The 16,422-nt window shown below is 70.1% G+C and carries 12 protein-coding genes; 6 read left to right on the forward strand and 6 right to left on the reverse strand.

Features of this window, described 5'->3' with window-relative positions:
• Positions 1 to 38: 38 nt before the first annotated feature.
• The 3 genes from ACN6LB_RS15215 to ACN6LB_RS15225 all read left to right on the forward strand — a co-directional run bounded on the left by ACN6LB_RS15215 (position 39) and on the right by ACN6LB_RS15225 (position 2,796).
• Positions 39 to 1,151, forward strand: a complete 1,113-nt coding sequence (locus tag ACN6LB_RS15215; RefSeq protein WP_445026268.1) for an ABC transporter substrate-binding protein — start codon at positions 39 to 41, stop codon at positions 1,149 to 1,151.
• A gap of 348 nt (positions 1,152 to 1,499) precedes the next feature.
• The gene (locus ACN6LB_RS15220) at positions 1,500 to 2,135 is read left to right on the forward strand and encodes a TetR/AcrR family transcriptional regulator (protein ID WP_445026269.1); all 636 of its coding nucleotides are present in this window, start codon (positions 1,500 to 1,502) and stop codon (positions 2,133 to 2,135) included.
• A 16-nt stretch (positions 2,136 to 2,151) separates the two neighbouring features.
• On the forward strand, positions 2,152 to 2,796 hold the full coding sequence (locus tag ACN6LB_RS15225; RefSeq protein ID WP_445026271.1) for a TetR/AcrR family transcriptional regulator: 645 nt from the start codon (positions 2,152 to 2,154) through the stop codon (positions 2,794 to 2,796).
• Between the two features lie 25 nt (positions 2,797 to 2,821).
• Here ACN6LB_RS15225 and ACN6LB_RS15230 read toward each other — a convergent pair whose 3' ends face one another.
• Together ACN6LB_RS15230 and ACN6LB_RS15235 are read right to left on the reverse strand one after the other, a co-directional pair.
• Positions 2,822 to 3,604, reverse strand: coding sequence for an LmeA family phospholipid-binding protein (locus tag ACN6LB_RS15230; RefSeq protein WP_445026272.1), 783 nt, complete (start codon positions 3,602 to 3,604; stop codon positions 2,822 to 2,824).
• A gap of 84 nt (positions 3,605 to 3,688) precedes the next feature.
• A complete protein-coding gene (locus tag ACN6LB_RS15235; protein WP_445026273.1) occupies positions 3,689 to 4,333 on the reverse strand; it encodes a TetR/AcrR family transcriptional regulator in 645 nt (214 codons plus the stop codon).
• A 172-nt stretch (positions 4,334 to 4,505) separates the two neighbouring features.
• On the opposite strand from ACN6LB_RS15235, the gene ACN6LB_RS15240 reads away from it, so the two are divergent.
• The 3 genes from ACN6LB_RS15240 (at position 4,506) to ACN6LB_RS15250 (ending at position 8,499) form a co-directional block, all read left to right on the forward strand.
• Complete coding sequence (locus tag ACN6LB_RS15240) at positions 4,506 to 6,128, forward strand: MFS transporter (RefSeq protein WP_445026274.1); 1,623 nt, start codon at positions 4,506 to 4,508, stop codon at positions 6,126 to 6,128.
• A gap of 320 nt (positions 6,129 to 6,448) precedes the next feature.
• The gene (locus ACN6LB_RS15245) at positions 6,449 to 6,670 is read left to right on the forward strand and encodes a hypothetical protein (RefSeq protein WP_445026276.1); all 222 of its coding nucleotides are present in this window, start codon (positions 6,449 to 6,451) and stop codon (positions 6,668 to 6,670) included.
• A 179-nt stretch (positions 6,671 to 6,849) separates the two neighbouring features.
• Positions 6,850 to 8,499: an aKG-HExxH-type peptide beta-hydroxylase gene (locus tag ACN6LB_RS15250; RefSeq protein WP_445026277.1), complete on the forward strand. Its 1,650-nt coding sequence runs from the start codon at positions 6,850 to 6,852 to the stop codon at positions 8,497 to 8,499.
• 7 nt (positions 8,500 to 8,506) lie between these two features.
• Here ACN6LB_RS15250 and fxsT read toward each other — a convergent pair whose 3' ends face one another.
• The 4 genes from fxsT to ACN6LB_RS15270 are packed head-to-tail and all read right to left on the reverse strand — an operon-like array spanning position 8,507 to position 16,363.
• Complete coding sequence (gene fxsT, locus ACN6LB_RS15255; RefSeq protein WP_445026278.1) at positions 8,507 to 12,787, reverse strand: FxSxx-COOH system tetratricopeptide repeat protein; 4,281 nt, start codon at positions 12,785 to 12,787, stop codon at positions 8,507 to 8,509.
• On the reverse strand, positions 12,784 to 13,905 hold the full coding sequence (locus ACN6LB_RS15260) for an AAA family ATPase (RefSeq protein WP_445026279.1): 1,122 nt from the start codon (positions 13,903 to 13,905) through the stop codon (positions 12,784 to 12,786). The genes fxsT and ACN6LB_RS15260 overlap by 4 nt, the downstream gene beginning before the upstream one ends.
• Positions 13,902 to 15,374 carry a VMAP-C domain-containing protein gene (locus ACN6LB_RS15265; protein WP_445026280.1) on the reverse strand — a complete coding sequence of 491 codons (1,473 nt, stop codon included), beginning with the start codon at positions 15,372 to 15,374 and terminating at the stop codon, positions 13,902 to 13,904. The genes ACN6LB_RS15260 and ACN6LB_RS15265 overlap by 4 nt, the downstream gene beginning before the upstream one ends.
• Positions 15,371 to 16,363: a trypsin-like peptidase domain-containing protein gene (locus ACN6LB_RS15270; protein ID WP_445026281.1), complete on the reverse strand. Its 993-nt coding sequence runs from the start codon at positions 16,361 to 16,363 to the stop codon at positions 15,371 to 15,373. The genes ACN6LB_RS15265 and ACN6LB_RS15270 overlap by 4 nt, the downstream gene beginning before the upstream one ends.
• Positions 16,364 to 16,422 lie beyond the last annotated feature (59 nt).

The following is a 16,422-nucleotide window of genomic DNA, read 5'->3' on the forward strand; positions in this document are numbered from 1 at the left end:
CCGGTGCCGTGTTCGTCGACACAGGGAGACTCCGACGCATGAACGCGCCACCATCGCGACGTGGGGCGGAACGCTCCGAGGGATCAGCCGTCCGGATCGGCGCTCTGGTTCCGCTGACTCCGCCGGGCTGGGTCGAGGCGGGCCGGCACCTGCTCGCCGGACTCGAACTGGCCGTGGGTGAAGTCAACGGGGCCGGCGGGATCGACGGACGACCGCTGGAGTTGGTGGTCCGAGACACCGCGGCCGATCCGCGGAGGGCGGCGGCGGCCGTGGACGAACTGGCCGGTCTGGGCGTGGCGGCCCTGGCAGGTGAGTATCACAGCGTCGTCGCTCGCGCCGCCGCCGCGCGGGCCGACGCTCTCGGCCTGCCGTTCCTGTGCTCGTCAGCGGTTCTCGACGCGCTCACCGAGAAGCCGACGGAATGGGTCGCGCGCCTCCCCCCGGCGCAGTCGCACGGCTGGCAGATCTACGCGGACTTCCTCCTCGGCGCGGGCCACAGCCGTATCGCCGTGGCAACCCAGCCGAGTGTGTACTGGGCGTCAGGAATCCGCATCCTTCGGGACCACCTCGCCCCGCGCGGCGGCACCGTGATCGAACTCGACGCGCGGGCACTCGCCCCCGCGGCGGTGTGCGACGAACTTGTCGAAAACCGCGCGACGGCCCTCCTGCTGTTGGTCGGCTTCCCGGAGCCTGCCGTGTCGATCGTCAAGTCCGTCCGCCGCGACCGGCGCCTCGCCGACATCATGATCGGTGCTCCGGCCGGGCAGCCGGAGTTCGCCGAGTGGTCGACGTCGCTGGGCGAGGACAGCGCCGCGATCCCGTTCCTGCGCTACCTGCCCGAGCGCCTCGGCCCACTCGGCGCACGGGTCGAGACGGCTCTGCGCGAGCGGCTGGCCGAAGCGCCGTCCTTCGTCGCGTTCGAGGGCTACGACACGGTCGCGGTCCTCGCCGACCTGCTGCGTTCCCACGGCTCGGATCGGACGCGCATCGCCGAGTCCTGGCCACGCGTGGCAGTCGAAGGCACCCGCGGGCAGATCCGGTTCTCCCGCACGCCAGGCATCAATGTGTGGCAGTGGGCCTGGGCGCCCACCCAAGTCGTGGACCGGGATCCGGCACGCCCCGACCGCTTCCGGGTCCTCCACGTCGGCTGAGCTCGACGCAGGCGTCGGGCATCGTGTTCGTGGTCCGCGCCGTTCTCACGCAGAGGTCCGTGCGGCGCGGCGTTCGGCGCCCAGGCGGGCGTAGTGGTCGATGAGTTCCGGGGGCCTGTTCGCTGGGGAGATCCTGATGGGCCGTCCTGGCGTCCGTGACGCCGACTGCGGTGACGCGGGTTTTGGACATGGCGTCCTCCAAGCACATAGCCGTAATGATGAAATCATCAATCCCGACTACTGCATCGTCAACGCCTGAGTCGAGTTCGGTGATGAATTCATCAGATGTGTACTGATTGATTCATCAGAACTGTGGCGGCGAGGGCTCTCGTGAGTAGACTCGCGCGTATGTCGACGTCAGCCCCACCCGGCAACCGTTTCGAACGGCGCCGCGCCGAGACCCGCCAGGCGCTCGTTCGCTCGGCCCGGCAGATCCTGGCCGAGACCGGGGACACCAGCGCCAGCATCCAGGCCATCGCGGAGCGCGCCGATGTCGGCTTCGGCTCCTTCTACAACCACTTCGAATCGAAGGCGGAGCTGTTCGACGCGGCGGTCGCGGACGCCCTCGAAGAGCTCGGGCAGACCTTCGACGAGCATCTGCGGAGCATCGACGATCCGGCGGAACTCGTCGCGGCGGGCTTTCGCCTCAGCGCGCGCCTGGCCGATTCCCGGCCCGAGCTGATGCAGGTGCTGCGCCACCGCGGCCTCGGCCACATCCACTCCGACTCGGGCCTGGCCGTGCGCGCCGCGCGTGACTTGGAGGTCGGCATCGCCTCAGGCCGTTTCGCCATGGCAGACCCGGCCATTGCCGTGACCGCCCTGGGCGGCTCCCTGCTGGCGTTGGTGGAGCTGCGTTTCGCCCGCCCGGATCTCGCGGGGGACGAGGCAGCCGCGAACCTGGCCGAGATGCTGCTGCGCATGCTGGGCGTCCCCGCGGAGGACGCCCGTGACGTCGCGCGGCGCCCGCTGCCCGACCTCGACTGACAAGGTGCTGACCGCCGTGCCCAAGCCTGTCGTCCGCGAACCGCTGCGAAGCAACTCGCGCTCCAACCGTGTCCGCATCCTCGCCGCCGCCCGGCAGGAGCTGGGCCGGAACCCCGACGTGACCCTGGAGGAGATCGCACGGGCCGCCGGTGTGGTCCGGCGTACGCTCTTCGGGCACTTCCCGGGGCGCGCGGCCTTGCTGGACGCCCTCGCCGAGGAGGCTTCCGAGGCACTGCGCGGCATCGCGGTCCGGGCGCCCGCCCCCGAGGAGACACCGCCGCACGCCCTGGCCCGCTTCGTCCTGTCGATCTGGCCCGTCGGGGACCGCTACCGGCTGCTCCTCGCGCTCGCCCGCCAGGACCTGGGCACGGAACGGGTGTCCGAAATCCTCGCCCCGGCCCGCAACGAGGCCACCGCCATCCTTGAGCGAGGGCAGGGCGCGGGCGTGTTTCACGACCACCTGCCGGCACCGGTGCTCAGCGCCGCCCTGGAAGCCCTGACCTTGTCGCTGCTGGAGAGCGTCAACGCGGGGACCTGGGAGGACGACGGGACGCGGACCGCGGTCGCCACGCTGGTCGCGGCGGGCGTGGCGGAGCAGTCGGCGACCGGGATCGTCAAGGACGTCGCGGCGGAGATGCGGGCCGGGACCTCCGACGGCTGATTGCTTCCCCGGCATTTCCCGCGAGTCACGCGGCCGACGGACCCGGGCGGAAGGTGACCTGCTCACCGGTGAAGCGCGCGTTGATGCCCTTCCCGGTGGTGGCGACCGACCTCAGCTGCAGTCCCTGGGGGATGTTGCGCAGCGGGAGGGGTTCTTCCAGGGCCTTGTCGAGCAGCGCCTCCACGGGAGGGATCAGTTCGCCCTGGGTGGCGCGGACGTCCGTGAAGGCGATGCGATTGCCGCCGGCTGCCGAGACCACGGTGCTCACGCTCACGTCGCCGACCAGCGGCAGACTGACGCGCACGTCGATCCGGCCCGGCCCGTCACCCTGCGAGACCTTCAGGCCGAGCGCCTTCGACACGTCCTCGTACGACAGGAAGGCGGTCGCGGCGACACTGCGCGCGTGAGCCTCCTCGGCGCTCCCCGAAGTCTTCAGTCCGTCGATTCCGACGGTCAGTGTCGTCACCGGCAGCGGTCGGGCCGTTCCGCTCGCCGGGATGTCATGCGCGGTGATGTCGACGTGCCGCAGACTGCCCCTGGCCAACTGTGTCAGTACGGGAAAGCCGCTGACGTGCACCGAAGGCCGCTCAGGAGTCCCCATGCCCTCCTGAAACGCCTCGGCCGTACGGCTCTGTGCGCGGGCGGCGGCAACGCGGTCGACGACGACGGTACCCACCAGCAACGCCACCAGGGACGCCGCGGCGACGATCCTGCGCCGCCTCCGGGGGGTCGGGGAGCTCACGTACACAGCGGGGTCGCCGTAGTACGGCTCGCCCACGTGCTCCTGGTGATGCCGGGACTGGTACATGGCTTTCCTCTCGGGAAGTGATCTCCGGCCGGGCGATCGCGGCGCCGAGCCGGTCTTGGAGGGGGCTTTCGAGGCGTCGAGGCGCTATCGACGGCTGAGTCGACGGACCCGCGTGACAGCGAGGTCGGTGTCAGCGCCCACCGCGATCAGGGCGGCGGCCGCGGCGCGTGTGCCGTCGTCGTGCCAGGTCCCGGCGTTCACGCATGCCAGGAGGGCCAGCAGATGCCCTTCCAGCGCCCGGGCGAGCGGCCCGGGCGGGACGCCGGTCCGGAAGACGCCCTGGCGCTGCCCCCGCTCGATGATCGCGGTCGCCATGTCACGGGCCGGGGCGAGGACTTCGTTCACGCGTTCCGTCCCCAGGTCCTGGCGCGCGAGCGTCAGCAGCGTGCGATAGCGACCGCCCACGGGCCACAGGGCCAGGACGAAACGCGCCATGGCGGTGACGGGATCCGCATCGATATCCGCATCCGCATCGGCATCGGAGACCGTGACGCCCGCCAGCGCCCGTCGCAGTGCCCCCGCGGCCTCCGCGACAAGCCCCTCGACCAGCGCGGACCGGCCGGCGAAGTGGTCGTAGACGGTACGGCGCACCACGCCGGCTGCCTCCGCGATGTGACCGAGGCTGCTGTCGGGGTCGCGGCCGAGTTCCTGTTCCGCCGCTTCGAGGATGCGGGCGCGGGTGAGCTGCGCCTGACGGCGCCCGCCGCCGGTGAGGCGTGGATCGGTCATGTCGTGCCTCCGGTCGGCGGTCGCAGGACGCCTCGATACTTGCACATGGATGGGCAATAAACTACTCTGCACATCGTTGGGCAAATAGAGCCCGCTGGGCTGCGGTCGCACTCGCCCGGTCCCTGCCGCCCAGCCCCCTCCGACCTCGCCGCCACGCCCTGAGGAGCTTTTGATGCCGCTCTTTGCAAACACACCCGCCGAGAAGATGGCCGGGCCCTATCCGCGGCGCTGGTGGGCTCTGCTGGTGCTCTGCCTCAGCCTGCTGATCGTCGTCATGGCGAACACTTCGCTGATCGTGGCGGCTCCGGACATGACGAAGGACCTCGGCCTGTCCAGCAGTGACCTGCAGTGGGTCATCGACGGCTACACCGTCCCGTACGCCGCGCTGATGCTGGTGCTGGGCTCGATCGGCGACAAGTACAGCCGGCGCGGCGCGCTGATCCTGGGTCTGCTGATCTTCGCGGGCGGCTCGGTGATGGGCGGGCTGGTGGAGGAGACCGGCCTGGTCATCGCCGCCCGCGCGATCATGGGTGTCGGCGCCGCCGTCGTCATGCCGGCCACCCTGTCCCTGCTCGTCGCGATGTTCCCGAGGGCCGAGCGCGCCAAGGCCATCACCGCCTGGAGCGCCACCTCCGGTCTCGCCATCGCCGCAGGACCGCTGGCCGCCGGATGGCTGCTGGAGAGCCACGCCTGGGGCTCGACCTTCCTGATGAACGCCCCCATCGCGATCGTCGGCGTCGTCGGCGCACTGCTCCTGGTGCCGCCGTCGAAGGCGGCGAAGATGGGCGCCATCGACTACGTCGGCGGTCTGCTCTCGATCGTCACCGTCGCGAGCCTGGTCTACGCGATCATCGAGGGACCGCACTTCGGCTGGGGAACCGGCCCGATCACCGCGGCCGTGGTCGCCGCCGTCGGCCTGCCGGCCTTCGTCGCCTGGGAGCTGCGCCACCCCCACCCCATGCTGAACGTGCGCAAGTTCGGCGAGCGCCCCTTCAGTGGCTCCATGCTCGCGGTGCTGTTCTTCTTCTTCGGCACCTTCGGCTCGATCTACTACTCCACCCAGTTCCTGCAGTTCGTCCTCGGCTACAACGCGCTGGACACCGGCGTACGACTGCTGCCGCTGGCCGGAGCCGTCTTCGTCGGCGCCGCGGTGACCGGGCGGGTCGCCCCGAAACTGGGCGTGAAGCTGGTGGTGGGAACCGGCATGGTGACCGGCACCGCAGGGGTCTTCCTGCTGACGCTGATCGAGTCGGGCTCGACCTACACCGACTTCCTGGCGCCCCTGCTGCTGCTCGGCTTCGCGATCGGCCTGAGCCTGTCCCCGGCCACCGACACCATCATGGGCTCCTTCCCCGAGTCGGAGCTGGGCGTCGGCGGCGGCGCCAACGACACCGCGCTGGAACTCGGCGCCTCCCTGGGTATCGCCATCCTCGGTTCGCTCCTCGCCACGTCCTACAAGGACAAGCTGACCGCACTGGTCGGCGACCACCTCCCGGCCGCCGCGACGGACACGGCCAAGGACTCGGTGGGCGGCGGTCTCGCCGTCGCCGAACAGGTCGCGACGACTCCCGGCGGCGGACCGCAGCAGGCCCAGACCCTGATAGACGCCGTGCACGAGTCCTTCGCCCACGCCATCGCCCACACCAGCCTCATCGGCGGCATCGTCATGGCCGCCGGAACCGTGGTCGTCCTGCTGGTCCTACCGGGCCGCAAGACCGCCGACACGCCCCCTCAGGAGGAACCGGCGCCAGCGGACGACGACCGGGACGAGGCGTACGCCGACTCCGTTCAGTGATCCGCTCCGGACTGCTGGGAATGCTGCCCGACCTCGTTCGACGGGGCCGGGCAGCGGCGCCGGGCCGAACTCGCTGCTGTCGAGCGGCGGCAGGGCGACGCAAGCGCGGCGCAGGGGAGACCGGGCGCCGGCAGGCCTGCTGGTCGTCGACACGGAACAGTGAGGCAAGACCAGTCGGGCTCTTGGCTGTCCGGCAGCCGGGGCTCACCCTGCGGGGCCGCCCTGCGCGGGAGCGCGTGCGGAAATGATCCCGGGGACACGCCGGGGCCTTCTCCGTGCGGGGCTTCCCTGGCGGGGGGCGTTTCGGCCACCATGGTGGCATGGCGGACTGGGCGGACACGACCGACGAACTCACGTCGGATCTCATTGATTTGTCGGGCGTTTCTCTGGGCAGCCTGGGCGAGGTGGACGGTCTGTCCGAGGCGCGCGCAGCCTTGCACGGGCGACTGGCTCATGTTTCCGCCCCATTGTGCGAGAGCGGTATGGCCGCGCTGTGCGGAATCGGGCCGTGGGCGGGATCCGCACATGGCCGTGACAGTTGATCAGATCTGAGCACTACCGACTGACGGTGCCGATGATCGGCGCCGTAGCCCGTGGAGAGGTGACGGACTCCGTTCTTGCACTGTTGGATTCGGCTCGACGCAGTCGGTTGTTGCTGGCTCTGACGTCCATCCTGGACTCCGCTGGAAAGGAACCGGACGAGGGACGCTCGCGTGGCCAGGTGCCCGTTACGGGCCCGAATGCGTCCTGGGCGCTGCTCGGCGCCGTCCACCGGACCCAACCGGCGGCGGTGGAAGGGGTCCTGAGCGACCCGGCCGTGGGAGCCTGGACCTTTCCCCTGCTGCGCCATCTGCTGGGTGCGACGACTGTCACCTCGGATGCTCCGCAAGGCGACCGGGCGGCCTTGCTCGGTGCGCTCGCCGCGGCCACCGCGGTGAGGGCGAGGATGCGGTGCTCGCTCCGGATTCCGGCGCACAGGGGGCGACTGTGGCTGCCCTCGCTGGGGCTGGTCGGGACGGTGGCCCGGGGTGAGTGGCCGGTCGTGTCGCTGGAGTGTGGCCCGTCCGGCGCCCTGGTCTTCGGGGACACCGGCTCGGTGCGGCTGCCGGACGACCTGTCCCGCCCTGCTGATGGCTGGTCGCCCCTGTGGAGGATCGACACCCCGGAGCCCGGGGTCGGCGGTCCGGTGGGAGCGGCGTTGGACCACCTGTCGCCGTACCGGGACTTCCGTTCCCGGCGCGATCCGGACCCGCTGCCCGCGGCGGCGCTCCGGGACTGGCAGGAGCTGGTCCGGGCCACCTATGAGTTGCTGCACCAGGAACACCCGGTTGTCCACCGCATGGTGACGGGGAGCGTCCGGAGTCTGGTTCCGGTGGAGGGACCCAGCCTCCTGCGTCCGGTGAGCGCATCGGCTCCGGACGCCCAGGGCTGCGTGACGGTGTCCCGCGCGAGTGATGCGCCGGCCTTCGCCGCCACGCTGATCCACGAGGCAAGGCATCAACTCCTCACCGCGTTGGCCGACTTGGTTCCCTTGATCGTCTCGCCCCAGGACGGCCCGCAAGCCACGTATTTCGCTCCGTGGCGTGAGGATCCCCGCCCGCTGCGGGGGCTTTTGTACGGTGCCCACGCCTTCGCCGGGGTGACCTCCTTCTGGCGTGAGCGGCGCCGGGTGGAGCCCGGAGACCGTGCCGACTTCGAATTCGCCTTTCACCGATGGCAGTTGCAGGCCGCCCTGGCGACTCTCCGTAACGCCACCGGCTTGACGGTCGCCGGCGGCCACGTCGTCTCCGCGCTGGCACAGTCGGCCCGCGAGTGGTGGGTGGACCCGGTGTCCGGGCCGTCCTTCCGCCTTGCTGCGCTGTGTCAACGCGACGTGTGGGCTACATGGCGGGCTGCCAACTTGGCTGTGGACCGGGTAGCCGCCGACGACCTCGGTCTGCGCTGGGCGACCGGCCGACCGCCGCCCAGCCCGCTGCCCGCCGCCCGTGTGGCCCCGGGCCGTCGGGCTTCGCCGCCGGGCGACGCACGCATCTGGCTGGCCCGGCTGTGGTGTACCGACCGTGACGCCTTCGACCAAGTGCGTGCCGATCTTGAACGCGGCTGTGCCCATCCCCTGGGCATCGCCGGCGCGACCCCGGCGGATGCGGCCTTGGTGGGCGGCGATGCCGGGGACGCACTGGAGGGTTACCGGGATCAGTACCGAGACGACCCGGCGCGATCGCATGCGTGGATCGGGGCAGGGCTCGCGGTCGAACGGTCCTCGATGCTCGTGGAGCGCCCGGAACTCGTCCTGGCGCTCCACGAGGCGCTGCTACGAAGGGGCGTGGCGTCGCCCGGGCCCGAGGACCTGGCCGAGTGGCTGGTCAGATGAGTGGGGGTCAGATGCTCAGCAGGTCGATGTCGCGATTGGCGCGCATCGAACTCATCGCATCCCTGGTGGCCTGGTGGTCGGGCCCCAGCACCGTGCGGTAGGCGGCAAGTGCCGTGTTGTAGAGGCCTGTTGCTTCGGTGGTCTCCCCGAGGGCTTTGAGGTCGTACGACAGGTTGAGCGTGATCGCCAGGGTCGCCGGGTGGTTCTCGCCCCGGCGCTCGGCGCTCACGCGCTGCAGCGTCCGATCCAGCTCGCAGGCCTGTCGGATCTCACCGAGTTCGGAAAGGTCACTGGCGAGATTGGTTCGGGCCAGTAGCGTCCGTGGATGGTTCGCGTCGAGGCATCTGCTGAGTCCGTTCACGGCCTCCTCGTCGAGCTCGTGGGCTTCGTTGACCTGGCCGAGCAGGCGCAGGGGCACCGCGAGATTGACCGCGGCGGCGTAGCTGTGCGGATGTTCCTCACCCAGAAGACGACGGCAGCGTGCCAGAGTTTGCCGACCGAGTTCGACAGCCGCCGTCAGGTCGTTGGCGTGGCGTAGATCGGTGGCGTGGTTGAGTGCGGCGCGTACGTTCTCCAGCGACTCGTCCGCCGACCTTCTGCGGAGCACCTCCAGCACTTTCGAGGAGAGTTCCAGTGCGCCTTGGTGGTCGCCGACCTTGCGCCTGGTGACCGAGAGCTCTCGGGACACCCAGATCGTGAGCGAATGCTCCTCGCCCAGCATCCCGAGCATGAGGTCCCGCAGCCTCTCCTGGCCCTCCAGGGCTTCCTGATAGCGGCCGAGCTCCTGGAGGTCGATGTAGAGGGAGTGCAGGCTGTTGAGGGTCTGGAGGTGGTCGTCACCGATCACTTCGACTCGGCGCTCGTAGATCTCCTCGTCGAGCCGGTACGCCTCTTCGAAGTCGCCGGCAAGACGCAGGCTGACCGCGTAGTTGTGCGCGGTCTGCAGCGTGCCGACATCGTCCGCACCGTACTCGCGAAGCGTCGTCTCGTAAGCCTGCTGATCCAGCTCGCGGGCGCGGTAGAAGTCGCCCCGCAGCCGGAGCAGGATCGCCAGCACGCTCAGGGCACGTTGCGTGGCCTCATCGCGTTCGCCCAGGACCCGACGGCAGCGTGTGACCAGTTCGGATTGGAGGCTGTAGGCCTCGGCGTAGCGGTTCTGCCAGCGCAACGCCAGGGCCCGGACCTGGTCCGCCGAAATCACGTGCTCGTGGTCGTCACCGAGCAGCCGTCGCCACATGCCCGCCGCTTCCTCGGCGACCGGCAGCGCCTCGGCGTAGTCGCTGCGGGCGAGCAGGAACCTGGTTTCGTTCAGGACGAGTTCCCGTACCCAGGGGTCCTCGCATTCGACCATCCGGGAGGCGCGGGCATGGGGCAGCAGGGCCGAATAGCGAGGCCATTCCGAAGAACGCTGCGGGTTCCTGGGGTCGGCGTTGGCCAGGATCTCGTGGGCACAGTGCCGCATTTCCGCGCGCTCGTGGCCGTTCATCTGCTCGATGAGGACGCGTTGCACCAGGCGATGGACCTGGATGGTGGACCTGCGGTGGTCGAGGCGGGCGAGAGCGTACCGCCCGACCTCACGAACGGCTCGGGCGAGCTTGATCGGGTCGTCCAGGGCCGCGCGCAGGGCGGAGGGGGCGGCGACGCCTCGTACTGCCGAGAAGAAGTCCCAGTCGATCGGCTCGGGGGCGAAGAAGGCGCAGACCTGGAGCAGTTGGAGGGCGGCGGGGTGGTCCTCGCGGAGTCGGTCGAGGGAGACGTTCCAGGCCGCCGCGACGGGAAGGTCGTAGTCGGCGGGCGGGTCCACACGCAGCAGGTCGGTGTATTTGGTCTCGAAGAGGTCCAAGTACTGATGGACCGGCATGCCCGTCTCGGCCAGCCATACGGCGGCCTGCTCCACGGCGAGCGGCAGGTCGCCCAGCGCGTCGGCCAGTCGGTCGGCGGCATCCTCGGCGATCTCCGGGCTGCGCCGCTTGATCAGGGTGATGCTCTCTTCACGTGCAAACACATCGACCTCAAGTGAACTGGCCAGACTCGACCATTGGGAGTTGCGCGACGTGACCATGACCCGTCCTGGTCCGTCCTTGGGGAAGAACTGCCGTACCTCATGGGGGTTTTCCGCGTTGTCGAAGACCAGCAGCCAGTTCGCGTACGGCTCGCCGACGCGCAGAGCCTCCAGGACCGCGGGGACGGCCGCGCGGTCGGCGCCGGCCCGCAGCCCCATCTGGTCTCCCAGTTCGATGAGCGACTGGACGATCAGGTTGGTCTGTTCGGCGGGAATCCACCAGATGAGCTGGTAGTCCTTGCTGCTTCGATACACGTACTCGATGGCGATCTGCGACTTGCCGACGCCGCCCATGCCATGCAGGGCTTCGGGCAGCACGGCGGTGGTGACGCCGGTGGCGAGTCGCTGTCGCAGTTGCGTGAGCAGATCCTCGCGGCCGGTGAAGTTCCGGTTGCGCTGGGGCACGTTCCCCCACAGCCGCGGAGGTGGGGCGGCGGGCTGCGATGGGGTCGACACGGAGCCTCCTGGGGATAGGAGCGGGGACGAAGTGGCGCAAACCGTAGCGGATCGTTCGTCATCTGTCGCTCTGGGAGCCGGAGATGACGGGAGGAGGGTCTGCCCTGGCTCGTGGAGCAGCCGCTTGAGTTGGACGGCGCGCTTCAGATAGGGCCCGGACAAGGCGCACAGGGCTGCGTGGAGGGGGCGTACGAATGGCCGGGTCCGGTCGTCGACCGGTGGATCCGCCGCGTCGGCGCGCCAGTTGACGAGAAGGTCCCCGCCGGGCATTGAGGATGCCAGACGCGGGGCAAGATGGTTCGAGACCTGCCGCAGCACACCCATCGTCTCGGCCCGGGTGCCGAGCCCCAGCAGTTCCTCGCGCACCCCGTCGGCGAAGTCGAACGAAACCTGATCGACGGCCTCTACGCTTTCCACGGCGCCGTCGTCGGTGCGTTGCAGGAGGCCGAACAGCATGATCTCGGCGAGGTTCCAGGCCTGCGCACCGGGCATCGAGTGCTGTATCAGCCGCATGACCGGAAGGTTGAGCGGTGCCGCGGCAAGCCGGCGTGCCAGCGCGAACGCGGTCGGAGAGGCTGTCGCGATGAATCGGGCCACCGCCTCTTGTGCCGGACTGCTGGTGTTTCCGGGGGCGAGCCCGGTCTTGAGGCTCCGGGCTTCCGGACTCGGGGCGGGGCGGGTGGTGAGGGAGTAGAGCGACGTGTGCGCTCCGAGGTCACGCCCCCGGCCGGCGAGCAGGACGGCCGTGTCGTGGCGGCCACCGGGAGAAGCGACGAGTCGAGCCCAACGCCCGAGCGAGCGCGGAGTCAGTTCCAGTATCGGGACTGGCACGGCTCTGCCCGAGCGTGAAGGCGGCGGAGTGCTGAGCCCCGAGACGGAGTTGCCGGTGCGCAGTAATCGGAAGAGCCGGTTGGGCACTGCCGCCTGCGGAACGCTCAGACGAGCCCGGACGGCGCTGGGCACGGTGAACTCCCAGAGCTCCTGCGGCAGCAGACTGAGTACGGCGGTGGGGCTCGCCCGAGCGGTGGTGTAGAGGAAGGCCGCAGCATCGTCGTCACGCCAGGCGGAGGCCATGCCGTCGGTGACGACCAGCACCAGGCAGTCCGGTCCCGGTTGGAGGCGACCTCGGCGGCCGATGGCGTCCCCCCGACGGCGCGCCGCCGGACCTGCCGCCGCGATGTCGAGACGGGACGTCCAGATCTTGCGGAAGGCGGCCGTGTGCTCCATCAACGCCTGGAGCATGCGGACGACGTCCTGCCACAGGGCCATCGACGGGCTGTCGTCCACGATCAGCCAGAGGTCGAGCCGACGCTCGTCGATGGGACGGCGCACCGGGAGCCACAATCCGTCGGACGCCGCCTGCTCGGCGGTTTGCTCCTCGTCCATCTCCCAGGTGTTGGGAGCGGGGCGACGAAGACGGAGGGGTCTGAGCGCCCGCCCCAGTGCGAGGCTGCCGGGAAGTTGCTCGGGGGTCGGCCAAGTGCCGCTCCCCGCCTGTCCCTCCCCGGGGTCCCGGCCTGCTTGTCCCGGGCCGACGGTTGAACCGGGCCGGCGGCCCGGCTCGGCGTTCGGCGGGCCGATGGGCACGAGGGGCATGGCGTCGACGTGTCGCCAGACCGTGTCGCCGTTCGGTCCAGGCGGTGGCGCCTCCTCGCAAGGACGTGGACCGGGGGAGGGGGAGGCCGCGTCCTGGCAGGCGGCGAGGTACATCGCGTCCATCAGTTCCAGCCAGGACGGGAGCGAGGCGGGGTCGTCCGTGGGCCCGGTCACGGCGGCGTCATTCCGGGCCCCGTCCCGTCGAGCCGGTGCCATACCGTTTCGGCGAGTTCCAGCAGGGACCCGTCATGGCCGCCGGTGCTCTTGGATGTCGCCAGGTAGAGCGAGTTGAGCAGTTGGTCGATGGCGAGGCCGCCGCGCTCCCGGCTACGCTCGAGGAACCGTGCGATGAGGTCGCCGCCGAGCTGCCGGGTCGTCTCGTCGCCGAAGTGCGCGGCGAGCATGTCGGCGAGATCGTCCTGGCTGGGATCGGGGATCGTGAGCACAAGGCATCGGCGCAGAAAGGCAGGCGGGAACTCGCGTTCGCTGTTGGACGTCATGACGACCAAAGGGAAGGCCCGGCAGGTGACCCTGCCCCCGGTGATCTCCGCCTCGCGTTCGGGGTCGTCGGTCAGTACGCGTACGACGGGATTCCGACGCCGGGCCCTCAGCAGCTCCGGGATGGTGAAGAACCCCTCTTCGAAGACGCTGAGAAGGTCGTTGGCGAGGTCGAGGTCGCTCTTGTCCAGCTCGTCGATGAGCAGGACGCGCGGTTCCTCGTGGGGCAGCAACGCGGTACCCAGTGCGCCGAGTTGTATGTAGTCGCCCAATCCGGGTGGGACGGGGCGCTCCTCGGGACCTTCGTCGCCGGCTGCCGCCCGCAGTGCCGCCGTGTCCTGGACGCGGCCGATCGCGTCGTATTCGTAGAGTCCTCGCTGGAGCGTGGAGCGACTGGTGATGTGCCACCGCAGGACGCGGCCCAGACGTAACTCGCGGCTGATCCGGTACGCGAGGCTGGATTTGCCGGTGCCGGGGCGTCCGCTCACCAGAAGTGGACGGCGCAGCAGCAAGGCCGCGTTGACCAAATCGGCCTCGTTGCGGGTGAATTCGGAGAGCCTTCTGGAGGGGTGGTGGTAGGTGCCCAGTCGGCGCACGGTCTCCGCCTCGTCGTCGGGCGGCCTCGGCAGGGCCGGCCCGCCGTCGAACCGCCGCCAGGGCGGTGGCGGGGGCAGCTGCTCACCCAGGGTGGTGCCGTGCAGCGGCTCTCCGGTGCCGCGATAGATCCACCAGCGGGGCCATGGGCCGTCGTCCGGTCCCGCAGCCGATGTCGGGGCGCCGTCGGAAGGAGTCATGTGTTCCTTTCTTCGCCCGATCGTCCGTGGCCGGGACCGTCGCTGTCACTGGGGGCGACGGGGAGTCGGTTCGGGTCGTCCCACAGCAGAGCGATATGACGGCCCACCACGAGGTCGCCTTCAGAATCTCCGTCCCTGGAGGTGATGCGCAACGTCTTGACCACGCCTGGGAATCGCCGTGGATCGTTGCTCCTCAACACCTCGCGCAACGCGGCGCGAAAGGCTGGATCCCTGCCTCCCCGCCGGTCCCAGACGACCACCGGAACCCCGGCTATCAGGGCTTCACCCAGCTCGTTCGTGTCGCTGGGTGGGCTGCTCAGCACGACCACCGCGGGTGGCGGATCGGAGAGCAGGTGTGCGACGCCGTCTTCCGGAAACCAGTGGACTCGTCCCGCGCGGCCCTCCGAAAAGGCATCCCATCTGTTTCCCCAGCAGCCGTGCAGATCACGCCGTTCGAGTCGGTCGAGACTGCGCACGACGACGGGGTGACGTTCTCCCAGCACGGCGCCGGTGCCGCGGAGGGCGCATTTGCACCAGCGTTCGACTCGCAGGTGCAGGAGTTCCCAGGGCAGTACGAACTCAATGGCGAGTTCGGACTTGACGCAATAGGCCCATTCGCTCTCGGCCTCGCGGATCAGGTTGCGCACCTCTCGCTCCGCCTGGTCGAGCTCGATGCGCCGATCGGCGCCCCGCAGCTGCCCGCCGGGATGCACACGCCACCAGTGGGAAAGGATCGTCAGGCTCGCCACGCCGCAGTCGAGGAGGGGCCTCAGCCGGATGATCAGGTAGTCCGTGGGGCTCCATACGTCCGTATCGTCGACAGACAGCCTCGCGGCGGCCAGCGGCCCGGCCTCGTCGTCGGCCGACGGGTGCGGGTCGTGGACATCGGCCCAGTCGATGATCGCCAACTGACGCTCACCGTCGGCGGCGAAGGCCAGTCGGCGCAGGAGCTGAAAGCAGGGCAGTGACTTGCCGGGACGGGCATTGAGGGTCGCCGCGTGCAGAAAGGCGGCCCAGGGTTCGGTGCATTGGGCAGGCGGCACGACATGCGGTCGCTCCTGAAGGAACTCCGCGTACCACTGACGGAGGTTGGGCACCCTTACCCCGTCCAGCAGGCGAAAGAGCTCTTCCCACTCCTCCGGGCTGAGGAGATCGACCTCCCAGACGGCGGCGGCCACCTTCAGATCCCTAACGGCCACGGTGTCGCCGTCGATCACCTCCAGTGCCTCCACGAGCGGGGTCAGCCCGCCGGGCCGTCTGCACAGGCCGTCCATCAGCCGGACCAGCACTCCTCGCTGCGAGGTGGCGACCGGGGTTTCCATGACCGCACCCGGTTCCAGGCTGAACTTGTGCATCAGCAGACGCAATGTGGCCGGGTCGTCCAGACAGCTCACGCGCTGCGCCGCGTCGACCAGATACTTCGGTAGTCCCCGGTGCGCGGTGTCCGCCGTGGACCCCTGACCTGTCATCCACCGCCCCCCGATCGCTGCTCGCCCGTACAGCAGATGCGGTCAAGTATTTCCAATGCGTTGTGTGCTGACACCGAACCGCCGCCCAGGTTCAGCACGGCTGCACGCAGGATCGGACAGCCCTCGTGATGGTCGGTGCAGGTCTGGACAACGGCCTGCAGCTGTTGGCGGGGGAAAGCGTGGTCGGGGATGTTGCGGCGGACGGCGGCGGGGAGCGCGGAGCGCAGAGCGCGCCCGGAGTCGTAGCCGATCTGCGGGACGTCCAGCAGGGCGTCGGCGAGCTCGTACTGGTGTTCCAGCGGTGGGGGAGTGCAGGGCCGGGGGCCAGGGGGACGAACGGCGCCGACCAGCGGTGGCCACAGGTGCAGGGCGACTTCCACGGGCAGCATCCAGGCGACCTTGGTGGATCGGTCGGTGTGGGCCGCCGTGATGAGGCCGATGACCCGCTGCCGGGCCGGGTCCCAGACGGCCGCGCCGCTGAAGCCGTGCTCGACCAGGGCGCCGGTGGCACGCAGCCCGTCGAGCTGAACCCAGTCGGGGCAGGGCCCGCCGCCTCCCGTCAGCCGGGCGGTGGCGATGAGCCCGGCCGGGACTCCGCGCGGATAGCCGATGACGGCAACGCGCTGCCCGCTCGGGTGGTCGCACTGGGCAAGGGGCAACGGGCCGCACCCGCGGGGGAGTTGAGGGTGCTGGGCATCGAGGGCCAGAACGGCGAAGTCGGCGCCGGGCATGCAGTCGGCGCCGGGCACGGGACGGTCGTACGCGGGCGCCGGGGACCAGCTGTCCGGGAGCAGTCGGGCCGTGGCGGACCACGCGCGTCCGGGGAGGTCGACGAGTAGTTGCCCGGAGGGGCCTCCGATCGCGGCCGTGACGACATGGGCGCAGGTCAGTACGTGGACTGTGGCCCCTTCAGGGGCGACCAGGACCCCCGCCCCCCATAATGCGCCGTCCGGAGACAGCACCCGAACCTGACCTCGTTCCGGCCCCACCGCGATCGTCTCCCCGGAGCGTCCCGCATGTCCCCCGCACCCGCAGGTACGTCCAGTGT

The organism is Streptomyces sp. SAS_270, from assembly GCF_052543295.1.

What these genes read in the sequence shown, in the direction of transcription:
- ACN6LB_RS15220 (WP_445026269.1), top strand. Translation starts at nt 1,500, where the DNA reads ATGTCGACGTCAGCCCCACCCGGCAACCGTTTCGAACGGCGCCGCGCC.
- ACN6LB_RS15235 (WP_445026273.1), bottom strand. Translation starts at nt 4,333, where the DNA reads ATGACCGATCCACGCCTCACCGGCGGCGGGCGCCGTCAGGCGCAGCTC.
- ACN6LB_RS15245 (WP_445026276.1), top strand. Translation starts at nt 6,449, where the DNA reads ATGGCGGACTGGGCGGACACGACCGACGAACTCACGTCGGATCTCATT.
- ACN6LB_RS15265 (WP_445026280.1), bottom strand. Translation starts at nt 15,374, where the DNA reads ATGACAGGTCAGGGGTCCACGGCGGACACCGCGCACCGGGGACTACCG.
- ACN6LB_RS15260 (WP_445026279.1), bottom strand. Translation starts at nt 13,905, where the DNA reads ATGACTCCTTCCGACGGCGCCCCGACATCGGCTGCGGGACCGGACGAC.
- ACN6LB_RS15240 (WP_445026274.1), top strand. Translation starts at nt 4,506, where the DNA reads ATGCCGCTCTTTGCAAACACACCCGCCGAGAAGATGGCCGGGCCCTAT.
- ACN6LB_RS15215 (WP_445026268.1), top strand. Translation starts at nt 39, where the DNA reads ATGAACGCGCCACCATCGCGACGTGGGGCGGAACGCTCCGAGGGATCA.
- ACN6LB_RS15230 (WP_445026272.1), bottom strand. Translation starts at nt 3,604, where the DNA reads ATGTACCAGTCCCGGCATCACCAGGAGCACGTGGGCGAGCCGTACTAC.